Here is a 15,652-nt window from a genome sequence, read left to right on the forward strand (position 1 = left end):
GATTAAATGTCTGACATCTGACATCTAAATTTTAAAATAATTTCTACAAGCGGTCAAGGATTGCTGTTCATTAAATTTAAAAAATTAATTCGCTTTTGTCGTCTTATCCTGCAAAAACCTTATTTTTTATAAAACGGAAAAAAACGCCCCGGCTTTTGGCCCGGGGCGGTAAAATCGGCCCGATCACATATTGCGCGCCACCTCGTAGGCATCCCAGATGGCGTTCATGATATTTTGCGGGTCTCTCGCATCGCCGATGAGATATAGATTTGCAATTTTCCCGGATAGCGAACGGTAAAGGGCATTATCCGGCCTGTATCCCGCGGCGACGACAACGGTGTCCGCCGGGAGGGTGGTCCTGGTGCCTGAGTCTTTTCTCATGACCACGGCGCCGTCTTCTACCACTTCCAGGAGATATGTGGATGTCATTATATCCACGCCGTGAAATTTCAGGAGGTCTATGAGCATAATCCTGTTCATGTGCGGTACATATTTGCCCGCCCGGATAATATCCGACAGCGCCTCCACTATGGTCACCTTCTTGCCCTGCTTTGCAAGCCACAATGCCGTCTCAGCCCCAACAAGGCCCCCGCCCAGCACCACCACCGTATTCCCGGCCTTCTTTTTGCCCAGGAGCACATCCGAGGCCGTAACCACATTGTCTCTATTTATTCCCGGTATGTCCAGCATTATGGGCACCGAGCCGGTGGCCACAACAACCTCATCGGGTTTTTCGTTTTCCACCATATCCGGGGTAACTTCCGTATTGAGCTTGACGTTTACTTTGAGTTCATTTATCTCATTTATATACCAGTCCAGGAGCCTCCTGTCATCCACCTTGAAATCGGGGACCGAGCCCTCGACAACGTGTCCGCCCAGCCTGTCGCTCTTTTCGTAGAGGGTAACCCTGTGGCCTCTTATGGCGGCGACCCTGGCCGCCTCAAGCCCTGCGACCCCGCCCCCGACAATCATGACATTTTTTGTTTTGTGAGCCGGTTCAATGGCGTATTCCTTTTCACGGCCCGTGGCGGGGTTTACCGCACACGACAGGGGTTTGGACTGGAACACCCGTCCGAGGCAACCGTCGTGGCATCCTATGCAGGGGCGTATTCTCGCCGTCTTGCCCTCCATAACTTTCTTTGGCCAGTGAGGGTCGGTCAGCAGGCCCCTGCCAATCCCTATCATATCGGCCTTGCCTTCTTCAAGGGCCCTCGCCGCAAGTTCCGGTATTTCCAGCCTGCCCGCAACTATCACCGGGATTTTTACAACCTTTTTCAGCTTTTCGGTAAACGGCAGGTAGCAGCCGTGCTCGTGATAAACCGGCGGGTGAGCCCAGTACCATGCATCATATGAGCCGCAGTCGGCATTGAGCTCATCATAGCCAGCTTCTTCCAGTATTCTGGCCGCCTCCAGGCCTTCTTCAACGTCGCGGCCCCGCTCGACGAAGTCCTCTCCGGGAAGGCCTCCCTGACCCCAGTCCTTAATGTAGCTTTTTATGCTGTACCTGAGGCCCACTGGAAAGTTTCTGCCAGCATTTTTCTTTATCACGTTCAATATCTCTATGGGCAGCGTCAACCTTCCCCTTAAATCTCCACCATACTTATCGATCCGCCTGTTGAAGAACGCAATCGTGAATTGATCGAGCAGATAGCCTTCGTGCACCGCGTGTATTTCTATGCCGTCAAATCCGGATTCAACGGCTATCTGGGCCGCCTCGCCAAACCTCTCCACTATCCTCTCCACTTCCTGCGTAGTAAGCTCCCTGCATGTTTGCGTCGGTTCCCAGTAGTTCGGGATGGCGGATGGGGCAACGGGCAGCCCCTCGATAAATCCCGGCGCCCCGCTCCTTCCCAGTCCCATGGTCAGCTGGAGAAAAATCTTCGCCCCGTGCGCGTGTACGCGTTCCGTCAGTTCTGTGGCGGTCTGAATAAAATGCGGCGGATTTAATGTGGCGCAGGGAAAGCTGGGCATTTTCAACCGCTCGATTTCATTTTCGGCCTTAACTATGCTTGTGATGATAAGCCCCACTCCACCTTTGGCCCTTTCTACATAGTAGTCGATGGCCCTCGCGGTGAATCCGCCTTCCGGTGTGGTCAAACCAAGAATCCCCATTGGCGCCATGGCAATTTTGTTTTTAATCTCCACCTTGCCGATTTTAATAGGTTGAAAAAGGCTTTCGTACGACTTCTTCACAGGTAAACCTCCGTTCCCATTTTTTATCTTTTACATTAATTGCTGTTATTTATTGTACCTGGAAATTTTCATTTCTATGCCGGTTACCACCAAATTCTCGCCATAACGGGGGTATTTCATTTCCCGGCAGTGACGCCCCGGCGCCTGACCGCTTTTCATTAAAATGATAATTATTTATCTTCATAAAAAAAATTTTTTATCATTAGAAGGATTTTTTGCTTTGGTGTAGAATATAACATATGTTAAGGAGGGGTGTTATGGAGGCAAAGGAGAACCGGTTAAAAGCCTATATCCCCATGGTGGATTTTATCGCCGGAATCATGGGGCCGGATTGTGAAGTGGTGCTCCACGATACGTCTAACCCGGAGCATTCCATCGTTGCCATAAAAAACAACCACATTAGCGGCAGGCAGGTGGGCGGGCCGCTGACGGACCTGGGCCTGAAGATATTGAAAGAAGGTGCTTATGAAAACCAGGACTATCTTCTGAACTATCCCAGCAAGACCAGGGATGGAAAGCCGCTGCGTTCATCTACCTTTTTCATAAAAGATTCGAGCGGCAGGCTCACAGGCATGCTCTGCATAAACATCGATCTTACCGCCGCCATTTCGGCAAGAAAATTTATTGAAAATTACATAACCGGCGGGCGGAGTGAAGCCGTCGGGATGGAGCCGTCAGCGCCGGACCTGACACCGCACCACTTGCCCGAACACTTCAGCAGTTCCATCGAAGAACTTGTATACACCATTATAGAAAAAACCATTAACGATTTAAATTTGCCGCCCGAGAGGCTTTCTCCGGAAGAAAAAATGAATATAGTTCAGCAGTTAAATGAAAAAGGGGTGTTTTTGTTAAAAGGTGCCGTATCGGAAGTGGCCAAGCACCTGAAGGTGTCGGAAAACACGATTTACAGGTACCTGAACAAAAAGGATTAACTTCAAATCCCGTGATGGAAGTAAACAATGTTATCTGTAAAAGAATTTTATAAAAACATATTTTGATGAGGGGGAAAAATAAATGAAGAAGGTAATCAAAACCGATCTTGCGCCAAAAGCCATCGGGCCCTATTCGCAGGCTATCATGATGGGAGATTTTCTTTTTGCGTCGGGCCAAATAGCTATCGACCCGAAGAAGGGCGAACTGGTGGAGGGAGGGATTGAGGCCCAGGCCACACAGGTCATGGAAAACATCAAGAACCTGCTGGCGGCGGCCGGTATGGATTTTTCCCATGTCGTCAAAACCACCATATTTTTGACCGATATGAACAACTTTTCACTGGTCAATGAAATATACGGAAAGTATTTCGGCGAAGAACCGCCCGCCCGTTCCTGTGTGGAAGTAAGCCGCCTGCCGAAAGGCGCTTTGATCGAGATTGAAGTAATAGCCCATAAGTAATATAAAAAACAAAGCGGGAGACTCAGTTCAAAAGTCAATAGGAGCAGGAGATGAACCGTATGCAGGTCACTTTGCAAAATATTCGAGAGGCGCGGGAGATTTTAAAAAATGTGGCTTACAAAACCGGCGTTGTCCACAACACAACTTTCAGCGAAATGAGCGGCAACTCTGTATACCTGAAGATGGAAAACCTCCAGAAAACCGGTTCTTTTAAGCTCAGAGGCGCTTTTAACAAAATAGCCCACCTTACAGAAGAAGAGAAAAGACACGGCGTTATCGCCTCCTCGGCGGGAAACCACGCCCAGGGCGTAGCCATGGGAGCCACTTTCTACGGTATAAAGTCAACCATCGTCATGCCAAAACACGCGCCGCTTTCCAAAATTTCGGCGACAAAAAACTACGGCGCCGATGTGGTGCTTTTCGGCAACGTATATGATGAGGCTTACGCAGAAGCCAAGCGCCTGCAAAAAGAAACCGGCGCCACCTTCATACACCCCTTTGACGACCCTCACGTAATTGCCGGCCAGGGCACCATCGGGCTAGAAATCCTCGAAGACCTGCCTGATGTCGACGCCATAGTGGTGCCCATCGGCGGGGGAGGTCTGATTTCCGGGGTATCCATCGCCGCCAAGAGCATAAAGCCCGGTATAAAAATCATTGGGGTACAGTCCAAAAACATGCCATCCATGGCCGAATCCGTGGAAAATAAAAAAATAACCACCGTCGACGGCATGCCCACCATAGCCGACGGCATCGCCGTAAAGACCCCCGGCGAACTCACTTTCAGCATCATTCAAAAATACGTGGATGACATCATAACAGTCGACGAGGATGAAATTGCCAACGCCATTCTGCTGCTTCTGGAAAGGGCCAAAGTGATAGCCGAAGGGGCCGGCGCCGCGCCCGTAGCGGCCATATTGAACCGCATGGAGGATTTCAGGGGTATGAAAATCGTGGCCCTGGTAAGCGGCGGCAACATAGATGTCAACATGCTCTCCAGGATCATAGACAAAGGCCTTGTAAAAGGCGGCAGAAAGATATTCCTGGACACCCTCATCCCGGACAGGCCCGGCACCCTCTGGAGGCTTTTGAATCTGGTGGCCGAAACCGGCGCCAATGTGCTGTCGGTAACCCACAACCGCTCCACCCGCGACGTAGCCATAGGTTACGCCAAAGTGGAGCTGGAACTGGAAACCGTCAATGAAGAACACGTGGAGAAAATAAAAAGTGTTCTTACCGAAAAGGGCTATAATTTTGTAATTCTATAGTCAAAAAGGGTTTTAAATTTTAAAAAATTGTATAAATGACGGAGGTAGAAATATGAAGAAGTTGGGTTTGCTTCCCAGACTTATTATTGCAATCGTGCTTGGTATAATAATAGGAAGCATTGCTCCGGCAGTCGTTGTCCGGATTCTGGCCACTTTCAATTCCCTTTTTGGAAATTTTCTAGGATTCGTGATACCTCTGATTATAATAGGATTTGTGGCTCCAGGAATCGCAGAGCTCGGTAGCGGGGCGGGAAAACTCCTGGGGATAACTACTACTCTGGCCTATATTTCCACCCTCATAAGTGGTTTTTTTGCTTTTACCGTAGCCACCAACCTGTTGCCAAAAATCATTAATTTTACTAGCCAAAATTTTGCGGTCACCAATCCGGAAGAGAAGTTGCTCAAACCCTTTTTCACCGTGGACATGCCACCCATCTTCGGCGTTATGTCAGCCTTACTCATTGCCTTTATCATCGGCATCGGTATGGCTACGCTGAAAGAAAAAAACATGTATAATTTTATGTGCGAGTTCCAGAAAATAGTCCAGATCGTAATAGAAAAAGTCGTTATTCCCCTTTTGCCTTACCATATAGCCGGTATTTTTGCCAACATGACCTATGCCGGTGAAGTGGTAAGGATTCTATCAGTCTTTGGAAAGGTCTTCATTATAATCATCTCATTACACTTGGTCATTATTCTGTTCCAGTTTTTCGTAGCAAGCGTTTACAGTGGAAGAAGCATGATTCAGGCTCTGAAAAATCAAATACCCGGATATATTACAGCTCTGGGTACCCAGTCATCCGCTGCCACCATTCCAGTCAACATGGAGTGCGCCAAAAAAAACGGGGTATCACCGGGTATCCGTGAGTTTGTAATTCCGCTCTGTGCTACTGTTCACCTTTCCGGGAGCACCATAACCCTTACAACCTGCGCCATCTCCGTTATGATGCTCAACGGAATGCCGGTTACCCTGGCGGGAATGGCGGGTTTTATATTCATGCTGGGCATTACCATGGTGGCGGCCCCCGGTGTACCCGGCGGTGCGGTTATGGCGGCACTGGGAATCCTTCAAAGTATGCTAGGGTTCAACGATGCCCAGCTCGCACTGATGATAGCCCTCTACCTCACCCAGGACAGCTTCGGCACTGCCTGCAACGTTTCCGGTGACAATGCGATTGCACTTATCGTCGATAAAATAGCTGGACCGCACGGAAAGCTTAAAACCACCTGAAAAAAGCCCCCTTTACGGGGGCTTTTTTAATGTTTATGATTATACGACATTTTTCTCCGGCTCTTCAATTCTCTTTCCCCTCACCGAGGATGCCAGCATGCAAAGGATGTCGACTACTGCAGCCATGATATACGCATCCCTCAAACCGTACATGAACGCCGCATCTTCGAGGGCTTTTCCCGTCAGAGGTAAAATCCTCAGATAATATGAGTGGCGGAGGGTAAATATGCCGCTGCCCAGGGCGACCCCCAGAACCATGCCCGTATTCCTCATGGTGGCCAACACCCCCGAAGCAATGCCCTGCCTGTTTTTCGGTGCGCTGCCCATGACCGAACTGTTGTTGGGCGTCTGGAAAAGACCGTTTCCAAGGCCGAATAAAACCAGCCGCCAGACCACGTCGAAAGCATTTACATCGAGAGTAAGGGTACTCATGAGATACAAAGCCACCGCACTTAATAATGCGCCGCCGGTGCTCAAAAAAAGCGGCCCCATTTTATCCGAAAGCACCCCGCTGACAGGGGCCACCATCAGTACGGTGATTGGAAAAGCGGTCATTATAAGGCCTATTTGATTCGTCGAAAAGCCCGCCTGCGTTAGAAAAAAAGGCGTCAAAAATATCATTGAATTCTGGGCGATAAAATTAAAAAGGCAGCTCAGGTTGCCGGCCGAAAACATGCGGTTTCTAAAAAGCGAAAGGTCCAGCATGGGTTCTTCCGCTCTTTTTTCTTGGATTATAAATGCCGTGAACGCCAAAATGAAGACGATTAACAGCATGTATCCCGTGCCGGAACTCCAGCCGATTTCCTGGCCCTTGCTGATATATAAGAGGAGCGAAGCTAAAAAAATAAAGCCAAGCACAGCGCCCGGAGGATCAAACTTTTCCGGTTTGAGCCTGCCGTCATCGGGAAGAATCTTTCTTGCCCACAGAAAACCGCCTATGCCTATGGGGAGGTTTATGAAGAATATGTAACTCCAGCCAAGGCTGTAAAGCAGAAATCCGCCAAGAGAAGGCCCAACGGCAAGCCCCACCGCCACGGCCATGGCGTTAAACCCCAGGGCTTTGCCCCGTTCGGAGGGAGGGAAGGTGCCGGTAATTATGGCCGGCGCCACGGCCATCATCATTCCAGCCCCTGCCGCCTGTATGGCCCGGGCCAGGATCAAAACACCGATAACCGGGGAAAGGCCGCACAAAGCCGAGGCTACTGTAAATACCAGCATGCCCCACAAAAAGAGCTTCCTGTACCCCAGCATATCACCCAACCTTCCATATGTAAGCAAAAGGCTGCTCAGGACCAGAAGGTAAGACATGGAAACCCAGCTGACCGTCGACATCCCCACATTGAATACCTTCGAGAGAGTCGGCATGGCCACGTTCACCACACTGCCGTCGAGGGGGCCCATGGCACTGCCTATGAGGACCGCCAGCAAAACTTTGTACCTGTTCATATTATCCTCTATTCCGTAACTTCTGGCCATCGAACTCCATCTCCCCCGCTAAGTCATTAAGAAATATAAATTCTCTATTTTTCGGCTTACTCTGATTCCTTTCAAAAGCTGCAAATCTGATTCATCCGGCGTATCATAACATGAACACGCATCCCAGAGCATTATATCAAGGGCTTTTTTTATTTTATTATAAACAACCAGTTTTTTCAACCATTCCCGGAAACCGTGAAATTATTCAACTTTAGAAAGGTGGAAACGCTATTAATTGTGAAAAAGAACATTTTCCTTTTTATGTGAATTTTCTTGAAATTTCAATAAGGCTATGGTAAAATATAATCACTAATCAACCGGCGGCGGTCCACCTGCGGCGGGGAAACCGTCCGGTGCGGGTGCCGCGGGTAAAACAAGTGAAAGGGTGACCCTTATGCCAGCTCCCAAAAAAGTGAACTATACGGAAATTGCCGGGTGTGAATTTTTAAAGTGTGAAGACACCTGCTACGGGCCCATCTGCTACTGCGATCTCGAGGCCTGGGGCAATAAGGCGCCATGCAGCGATGCCGTAAAAGAAACCTGTGAAAAAGAGCATCATATCATAATGTGAAAGGGGCTGGATTGTGATTTTTCCGCCCCATTTTTGTTATAGCAGCTCTTCCCTTCCCATCTTTTTTAATTTTTCCACCACTTTTTTTACATCCTGAGCCTTTTTTTTCGGGCACACCAGCAGCGCGTCGCTGGTTTCCACCACGATCATGTCTTCCAGCCCCACCGCCGCCACCAGCCGGCTGTTGGAGTATATGATGGAATTCCTTGTTTCGATCTCTACAAAATCGCCCCTGGCGATATTTCCGTTCTCGTCGGGCGGAAAAACGCTGCCCAGCGAATCCCAGCTACCGAGGTCGTTCCAGCCGAAATCTCCAGGTATAACCACCACTTCCTGGGCTCTTTCCATGATGCCGTAGTCTATGGAAATGTCCGGCAGGGTGGGATAAATCTCTTCCACATACCGCATTTCTTCCGGCGTCCCCAGATATGGCTCTATTTGCGCCATTTTGTAGTACAGCCTGGGCAAAAACCTTTCAAAATTGGAAAGTATGACCGACGTCTTCCATACGAACATACCGCTGTTCCAGAGGTAGTTGCCGCTTTCAAGGTAGGTCTTGGCCTTGGGTACGTCGGGTTTTTCCACAAATTCCAGCACTTCATAGGCGGTCTTGTCTTCGGCTGTCAGGGTTTTGTCCCGGTCAAATTTTATATAGCCGTACCCGGTGGAAGGGAAAGTGGGAGTTATGCCCATGGTGACCAGCTTGCCTTCGCGCTCCGCAATACAGCACGACGCCTTCAAAACCCTCTGGAATTCCTGGGTGTTTTTTATGTAGTGGTCCGACGGGAAAACCCCCATCACGGCGTCACCGATTCTCTTTTTAATTACAAAAGCTGCGTATGCGATACAGGCGGCGGTATTTCTCCCCACCGGTTCCACCAGTACATTTTCGGCGGGTATTTCATCCGAGACCACCTGTTGAAGCATCTTTTCCTGCACCTTGTTGGTGACTATCAGTATTCTCTCCGGCGGAATAATATCCTTTATCCTCTTTATGGTATCGTTAATCATGCTGTCCTCGCCGGTAATGTTTAAAAACTGTTTGGGAGTGGATACACGGCTTAAAGGCCAGAAACGCGTGCCGCCGCCTCCGGCCATTATGACTCCGTATGTCTCCATAAAACTACCCCCCTTAAAGTAAAAGGAATCTAATTTATTTTTCCCGCAATACGGGAAAAATTTTCATGACTTCTTCATCGGATACCTGCGGAAACTCTTCATAAAACTGCCCCACCGCAAAAAAGGGCTCCTCCGAACAAAGATATACCACTTCATTTACCTGGGGCTCGAGTTCTGCAAGGGTATCCGGGGCTATCACGGGCGAGGCCAGTATAATCTTTTCCGCCCCGAGGTCTTTCAAAAACTTTACGGCGGCCCTGACCGTATAGCCCGTGGCTATACCGTCGTCCACCAGCAGGGCTTTTTTGCCGGCCAGACTGTGATATTCGGCCTTCCCTCTATATTTTTTGAGCCTTCGATTGATCTCCTCCATCTTACGCCGGGCTTCCCTCTCTATATAATCACTACTCACATTAAACATTTTTACGGCCCTTTCGTCCACAATCACGCTCCCGGTAGGGCCCACTGCCCCTATGGCCAGTTCCTCGTTAAAGGGCGCCCCGATCTTTCTTGCCACCACTATATCCATCGGCAGATTTAGGCGGTCGCAGATTACATCTGCAATGACCACCCCGCCCCGGGGTATGGCGAAAACCACGGCGCCTTTATCGTTTTTATACTTTTCAAGGGCTCCGGCAAGTTTCTCCGCCGCATCGCGCCTGTTCCTGAACATAAACATCATCCTTATCACAAGCCCGACATGCCCGCCTCTACGCGACCATTATAGATGCGCACTTTCTGAGGGTTGTTTCTGAAAAAAATTTTATATTATTATCTGATGCATTTCAAGATATGATGCATTTTAAGCGTTATCAGAAAAGATATCCTTTTTAATCCCGTCGTATTTAAAAGGCTATTGAACAAAAATCTTTCCTTTACATCAATACATCAAAGATAATATATTATATTTCTGGTGATTTATCTCCAAAAAACCCTCCTGAAAGAATAAAAGAAGCCACCTCAACATGGCTCAAGCCGCCCGGCGGCTCTATATTCACCGCAACACCCCGATGTACCGGCTGGACAAAATCGCTTCTCACACCGGCCTTGATCTGAGGAATTTCAAAGACGCAATAAAAATGGAGGTTTACTTCCAGTTATATGGTTTGGAATTATTCAAATAGATATTCAAGCAAGAAGCAGGCGCTGTGGGTATGGATGTCTGAATGCTCCAAAAAAAGAGATAACATGAAAGTTATCTCTCCACATTCTTCACAAAAGGTGTTTCGGACATTGCGGTATCTTCGCCTAATCAACCCGCATCGCATTTATTTAAGTTAATAGTGAGTGCCCGACACCAAATCGAAGACGATGCAGTTTTTAATCACCCTGCCTTCTTTGTGCTCGATTAACGCTTTTTTAATGTCTCGAATATCATATTCATTTTCTACGAAGTCTTCAGAACTTATCACTTTTCTCTTTAGTAATTCAAATGCCACCATTACATGCTTTGGTGTTGTATGGAAAACTCCCTTAATTGTCAATTGTGAATAATGAATAACTCTGGTATCTATAGATACCGTCGTCCCGGCTTTTGCTCCGCCAAAAAGAAGCACTTTGCCACCTTTGCGGGCCATCATTATAGTTTTCTGCCACGTTTCCGGGAGCCCGACGGCTTCTATGGCTACGTCCACACCGCGTTGGTTTTCGGTAACTTTTTTTACAGCCTCAATTTGATCGTTTAATTTTGAAGCGTTTAAGACTATGTCCGCTCCCAGCTTCTCGGCCTTTTTAAGTCTTTCATCGTGTAAGTCCACAGTAATAACTTTTGCACCTTTTAGGTGTGCCAGTTTTGTAAACATCAAACCTATAGGGCCCGCTCCATTGATTACCACCACCTCGCCCGGGTGGATGTCCGCTTCTTCTATGCCGTAAACTGCACAGGAAAAAGGCTCCATAAGCGCAGCATCTTTAAAAGACAATCCTTCCGGCAGTTTAAAAGTGTTTTGATCCACTATCTCCTGTGGAATTCGCTGATACTCTGAAAAAGCTCCAAGATTAAATTTTATATTTTCGCACAGGGAATGCTGGCCATGTTTGCAAAAATAACACCTATTACACGGCGCCGAATTATGAGCAACAACTCTATCGCCGACCTTAAATCCATTCACTCCTTCACCTACATATGCCACTTCTCCTGCGGCTTCATGCCCGAATGGATATGGCGGTTTCCACAAAGGATAACCTCTTAGATACGTTTTTACGTCTGTTCCACACGTCAATGCCACCCTGTTTTTTACAACTATTTCGCCGTAACCGGGTTTGGGAATTTCCACTTCCTCAATTCTGACATCTTCAGGGCCGTAAAACAATGCCGTTTTCATCTCTTTCTCTCCTCTGAAAATTTTTTTGCCCGTAAGTTTTGAACTTTTCCAACACTATATCCATCTCCGCATCAGTCAGTATTACCGGTTCTCCTATGCATTTTGTTCTGTAAAACACTTCACAGCAGAATTCAATTTCTTCCGCAGTATTAAACGCATATTCAATATCATTTCCACCAGCCAGCAATCCATGATTTCCAAGCAGCACCGCAAATCTGTCTTTCATGCCTTCAAACGCCGTTTCGGCCAGTTCTCTTGTACCAAAAGTTGTATATTTCGTGCATCTTACGGTCTTTCCGGCAAAGCCAATAAGATAGTGAAGAGGCGGTAAATCCCAATTTAAACACGCTATTGTGGTAGCATAAACGGAGTGGGTATGGACTACAGCGTTTATATCTCCTCTCTTTTCATAAAAAATTTTGTGCATATCATACTCGCTTGAAGGCTTTCTATTGCCGTCCACTATCTTCCCATTCAGATCTAATATAACGACATCTTCCGGTTTTGTTTCAAAATAATCCATCCCACTGGGGCTGATGGCCAGTAATCCCTTCTCACGGTTAAAAATACTGATATTCCCTCCGGTCCCCCTTGTCAATCTGTGTGTGATTAGTTTTTTGCCATATTCCACGATCAATTCCCTCTCTTTTTGTAAAAGCATATAAGTTCCTCCTGCCAAAAAATTATTTTATACCATTTTGATTCACTATAAGTTCACTGAATCCCTTTTCCAGATATTTGTTTATTTCTTCTACTAGAAGTTTGGGCGACCTGGGTATGGCATCAACGGTATCTCCAGCCAGGTGCGCCGTCAGCGTAACATTATCAAGTTTTAATAGAGGATGGCCGGCCGGTATTGGCTCCTCCCAGAACACATCAAGAGCCGCACCGGCGATTTTCTTTTTCTCAAGGGCCTCCACTATGGCTTCTTCTTCCAGCACCCCGGCCCTTGATGTATTGACCAAGTAAGCCGTGGGCTTCATCAGGGAAATCAATTTTTTGTCAATAATATTTTGGGTATCATCAGTAAGCCTGAGATGCAAGGAAATTATGTCCGATTCTTTGAAAAGGTCTTCTATAGTTGTCATTTTAATATTTATCCCTTTTTTCAAAAGAGAATCGGGAGTTACAAAAGGATCATATCCTAAAACTTCGACACCCAGAGCGCAAAGTTTTCTGGCCACAAGGCATCCGATATGGCCCAGGCCGACCAAGCCCACCTTCAGTTCCTTGAATGTGGTTGTTATGCCGCTGTTGGGAAATTCTTTTTCCCATTTTCCCTGCATTATTGCATGGTGGCTGCGCGCTATATTTCGTGTCTCAGCTATCATCAATCCGATTGTAAAATCAGCGACAGGTTCGGCGTTTCTGATGATATGCATGACGGGAATATTCTTGTCTGTCGCCGCTTCTACATCAATGTGTTCAAGACCTCCCCTGCACGTGCCGATTAATTTTAGCCTTTTTGCTTTTTCTATTACAGCCCGGGGTACCGGTGCGAAATGAACAAGTAAAAGCTCTGCATCTTCGATTTCTTCCAGCAGACCTGACGCCGTCGGTTCGGCCTCAGGACCATTTTTTTCTATGTTAAGGGCTTTCTTTTGAAATTCTTCCTTGTCTTTAACCCGCCATTCAACCGGGACTATCGTCTTATCATTAACTTTTATCCCCTGTGCGCTTTTTGAAAAATTATCAGCTGTTACGTGTATATCCCCAACTACAACTATTTTCACTAATATCACCTCTTTAAACCTAAAACCGGGGTTAGAGTAGGCTCTGGATAAAATCTCCAAATTTTATATTGTAAAACTTTTAGACTCTGTTAATGGTAATACCCCTATATTTGCACTATTTTCCAGATAATTTGCCACTTTGTCCCTGTTTTTCTTAAACCAGAAATAAAGGATAAAATAGAGCAATATAACGCAGCCAATTACAAACATGTTCTGGGAAAGAAATGCCAGGAACAATAGACCCATCATAGGATTTGACAGTATGCCGAAGCTTGTTATTAACATAGCTGCACTCGGTATTGTAACACCTACCTGTTGTGCTACCTGGGTAAACATGGGCGCAGTATATGAACACATATAAAGTCCCAAACTGAACCATATAGTGCTGGAAATTAACGCCTTGAATATGTTGCCATTTGAGATGCAAATTATCACTTCTACCATGAACGGCAGTGCTATTAAGTCGACCATAGGAAGAGTCTTATTGCCCGGCAATATAAGAGCCATCAACACCATTATCGGTATTAGCATAATGCCGGTTATAAGAGTGGCCGTTTCTCCATAACCAGCCGCGTCGTTTACTGCAAGATACCAGTCTCTCGATTTTCCTCCTGATTTTGCAGCTTTTTTTGAAGCTTCTGTCAAGGGAGTAAACGCCGAGGCAAAAATACCAGCCACCTTTGGGAAAATGGCCATAACCGCAGCCGTTGTAATTCCCACTTTGGTGATTTCTCCCCAGGCCGCAAGGGTATTCAATTTCCCGACATTGCCCATTATCCCCAGGAATAATCCCAGCAGAAGGCCAAGAGAAGTGGGCTCACCTAAAAAACCCATTTTCTTTTGCAGTGCTTCCGGTCTAAGGTTTATCCTGTATACTCCAAGTTTGTTTAAAATCCAATCCATACCAATGGCGTAAGGTACACAACCTATATGATGCGGAGCTGTCATGGTACAGTGAGGATAATTGTAGTAGGTAGACCATCTTTTTTCAAGCATCTCTGCAAAAAGCAATATATAAAGATTCATGACTACCATTGTCAGAATAGAGAAAGCCATGTTTTTGGTCAGAAGATATATCATTGAACCCCATACCATGAACGAGTAATTGTTCCACAGATCTCCAGGCATAAAGATGTTAGTCCAGCCAACCAGAAATAAAAATATTTGGATCAGGAGCGCAAGGCCTACAAAAATCATTCCCACCTGAGTAGAGTATGCTACCACTGAAGTAGTCTGCCAACCTATATCCAGAACAGGCAGCTTTACGCCTGTGTTCTCCACCATTCGCTGCACCGTAGGAACTATTACGGGAATATATGCGTTTATCAGCATGGTAAAGCCCATAAGACCAATGCCGGCAAAAAGAGCAAGATCGAACGCTTTTTTTGGCTTAACCTTAAGTACAAGAGCAACAATATAAAGGATAACCGGAACAAAAATGGCGGCCCCAAAAGTGTCAAAAATATTTTTCATTGCCTGTAACATCATAACACCTCTCCTTAGATTTCATATTATAACTTTTATTTCCCCAAATTTTTAAGAACCTTAAAAACCTCTTCCAAAAACTCTTCTTCACCAAAACCCGTCAGAAATCCAACCGCATTGATGGCAGGAATATCGATATTCCCGTGAATTGGGCTGGTATAGGCAATAAAATCATAATCTCCCGTACTCAATGCACTTTCAACCCCTCCTGGATTTACTTCAGTTGTAATTACATTATAACCTTTTCCCCCCAGCACTTCTTTTAGTTTTGTAGCTATCATCGAGGAACTGACTGTACCGGAACCGCATACTGTTAAAATTTTTACTGTTTTCATTAATATCCATCCTTTCTGTATTTGTTATTTAAGTTTTTATAATTTGTTAAATTGATCATTCATCCAGAAATCTGAGAAGGTCTACTACTTCTTCACGGTTTCTGGATGTTTTTAACTTTAATAACAATTCTCTATTCTGAAAAACTGACATCAATTTCTTTAACAACTGAATTTGGTCATCGGGGTTCTTTATGGCAAGCATAATTACTATTTCCACATTCACCTCGTTTTCGGGGTTCCCCATCATTTTGAAAACTACGGGCGTTTTTAGGGTGGCCACAGCTATGGCCGAATTGTTTACATGACTTCCATCGGTATGAGGTATTGCAACATAGATACCTTCACTTGGAAGACCCGTCGGATACTTTTCTTCTCTTTTAAGAACAGCATCTTTATATGTCTCTTTGACATACCCTTTTTTCTTCATTAAATTCCCCAGCTGACTTATAACATCACTCCTTGATTCAGCTTTAAGATTTAGCACGATTAAATCTTTGTCCATAATTTTCAAGAACTATCACC

The 15,652-nt window shown here is 46.2% G+C and carries 16 protein-coding genes; 6 read left to right on the top strand and 10 right to left on the bottom strand.

The genetic code is table 11. The annotated features are described in order from the left end of the window. Positions 1 to 183: 183 nt before the first annotated feature. Positions 184 to 2,193, bottom strand: a complete 2,010-nt coding sequence (locus ACKX14_RS03720) for an oxidoreductase (protein ID WP_422444780.1) — start codon at positions 2,191 to 2,193, stop codon at positions 184 to 186. A 257-nt stretch (positions 2,194 to 2,450) separates the two neighbouring features. On the opposite strand from ACKX14_RS03720, the gene ACKX14_RS03725 reads away from it, so the two are divergent. The 4 genes from ACKX14_RS03725 to ACKX14_RS03740 all read left to right on the top strand — a co-directional run bounded on the left by ACKX14_RS03725 (position 2,451) and on the right by ACKX14_RS03740 (position 6,087). Continuing rightward, positions 2,451 to 3,128 (top strand): helix-turn-helix transcriptional regulator, encoded by a 678-nt coding sequence (locus ACKX14_RS03725; protein ID WP_422444782.1) that lies wholly within the window; start codon positions 2,451 to 2,453, stop codon positions 3,126 to 3,128. Positions 3,129 to 3,210: 82 nt separating this feature from the next. Next, on the top strand, positions 3,211 to 3,588 hold the full coding sequence (locus tag ACKX14_RS03730) for a RidA family protein (RefSeq protein WP_422444784.1): 378 nt from the start codon (positions 3,211 to 3,213) through the stop codon (positions 3,586 to 3,588). Between the two features lie 59 nt (positions 3,589 to 3,647). After that, a complete protein-coding gene (gene ilvA, locus ACKX14_RS03735; protein WP_422444786.1) occupies positions 3,648 to 4,856 on the top strand; it encodes a threonine ammonia-lyase in 1,209 nt (402 codons plus the stop codon). A gap of 52 nt (positions 4,857 to 4,908) precedes the next feature. Beyond that, complete coding sequence (locus ACKX14_RS03740; protein ID WP_422444788.1) at positions 4,909 to 6,087, top strand: dicarboxylate/amino acid:cation symporter; 1,179 nt, start codon at positions 4,909 to 4,911, stop codon at positions 6,085 to 6,087. 39 nt (positions 6,088 to 6,126) lie between these two features. On the opposite strand, the gene ACKX14_RS03745 is transcribed toward ACKX14_RS03740, so the two are convergent. Next, the gene (locus ACKX14_RS03745) at positions 6,127 to 7,563 is read right to left on the bottom strand and encodes an MFS transporter (RefSeq protein WP_422444790.1); all 1,437 of its coding nucleotides are present in this window, start codon (positions 7,561 to 7,563) and stop codon (positions 6,127 to 6,129) included. Between the two features lie 394 nt (positions 7,564 to 7,957). Here ACKX14_RS03745 and ACKX14_RS03750 point away from each other — a divergent pair, with 394 nt between their 5' ends. Then, positions 7,958 to 8,134 (top strand): hypothetical protein, encoded by a 177-nt coding sequence (locus ACKX14_RS03750; RefSeq protein ID WP_422444792.1) that lies wholly within the window; start codon positions 7,958 to 7,960, stop codon positions 8,132 to 8,134. Between the two features lie 36 nt (positions 8,135 to 8,170). Here ACKX14_RS03750 and ACKX14_RS03755 read toward each other — a convergent pair whose 3' ends face one another. Together ACKX14_RS03755 and ACKX14_RS03760 are read right to left on the bottom strand one after the other, a co-directional pair. Then, positions 8,171 to 9,253, bottom strand: coding sequence for a mannose-1-phosphate guanylyltransferase (locus ACKX14_RS03755; protein ID WP_422444794.1), 1,083 nt, complete (start codon positions 9,251 to 9,253; stop codon positions 8,171 to 8,173). A 34-nt stretch (positions 9,254 to 9,287) separates the two neighbouring features. Next, positions 9,288 to 9,926, bottom strand: a complete 639-nt coding sequence (locus ACKX14_RS03760) for a phosphoribosyltransferase (RefSeq protein ID WP_422444796.1) — start codon at positions 9,924 to 9,926, stop codon at positions 9,288 to 9,290. Positions 9,927 to 10,218: 292 nt separating this feature from the next. On the opposite strand from ACKX14_RS03760, the gene ACKX14_RS03765 reads away from it, so the two are divergent. Continuing rightward, on the top strand, positions 10,219 to 10,377 hold the full coding sequence (locus ACKX14_RS03765; RefSeq protein WP_422444798.1) for a helix-turn-helix domain-containing protein: 159 nt from the start codon (positions 10,219 to 10,221) through the stop codon (positions 10,375 to 10,377). Between the two features lie 153 nt (positions 10,378 to 10,530). On the opposite strand, the gene ACKX14_RS03770 is transcribed toward ACKX14_RS03765, so the two are convergent. From ACKX14_RS03770 to ACKX14_RS03795, 6 genes are all read right to left on the bottom strand, one after another. Beyond that, positions 10,531 to 11,577 (bottom strand): zinc-binding dehydrogenase, encoded by a 1,047-nt coding sequence (locus tag ACKX14_RS03770; protein WP_422444800.1) that lies wholly within the window; start codon positions 11,575 to 11,577, stop codon positions 10,531 to 10,533. After that, positions 11,549 to 12,238 (bottom strand): L-fuculose-phosphate aldolase, encoded by a 690-nt coding sequence (locus tag ACKX14_RS03775; RefSeq protein WP_422444802.1) that lies wholly within the window; start codon positions 12,236 to 12,238, stop codon positions 11,549 to 11,551. The genes ACKX14_RS03770 and ACKX14_RS03775 overlap by 29 nt, the downstream gene beginning before the upstream one ends. 22 nt (positions 12,239 to 12,260) lie before the next feature. After that, positions 12,261 to 13,310, bottom strand: coding sequence for a 2-hydroxyacid dehydrogenase (locus ACKX14_RS03780; protein ID WP_422444804.1), 1,050 nt, complete (start codon positions 13,308 to 13,310; stop codon positions 12,261 to 12,263). Positions 13,311 to 13,373: 63 nt separating this feature from the next. Further along, positions 13,374 to 14,798, bottom strand: coding sequence for a PTS galactitol transporter subunit IIC (locus ACKX14_RS03785; protein WP_422444806.1), 1,425 nt, complete (start codon positions 14,796 to 14,798; stop codon positions 13,374 to 13,376). Between the two features lie 32 nt (positions 14,799 to 14,830). Then, a complete protein-coding gene (locus ACKX14_RS03790) occupies positions 14,831 to 15,130 on the bottom strand; it encodes a PTS sugar transporter subunit IIB (RefSeq protein ID WP_422444808.1) in 300 nt (99 codons plus the stop codon). 55 nt (positions 15,131 to 15,185) lie between these two features. Then, positions 15,186 to 15,632 carry a PTS sugar transporter subunit IIA gene (locus tag ACKX14_RS03795; RefSeq protein WP_422444919.1) on the bottom strand — a complete coding sequence of 149 codons (447 nt, stop codon included), beginning with the start codon at positions 15,630 to 15,632 and terminating at the stop codon, positions 15,186 to 15,188. Between the last annotated feature and the right edge of the window lie 20 nt (positions 15,633 to 15,652).

Origin of the sequence: Thermorhabdus hydrogeniformans (assembly GCF_049310025.1) — a bacterium.
In the GTDB taxonomy this organism is placed as follows: Bacteria; Bacillota; Thermosediminibacteria; order Thermosediminibacterales; family Tepidanaerobacteraceae; genus JBJYKD01.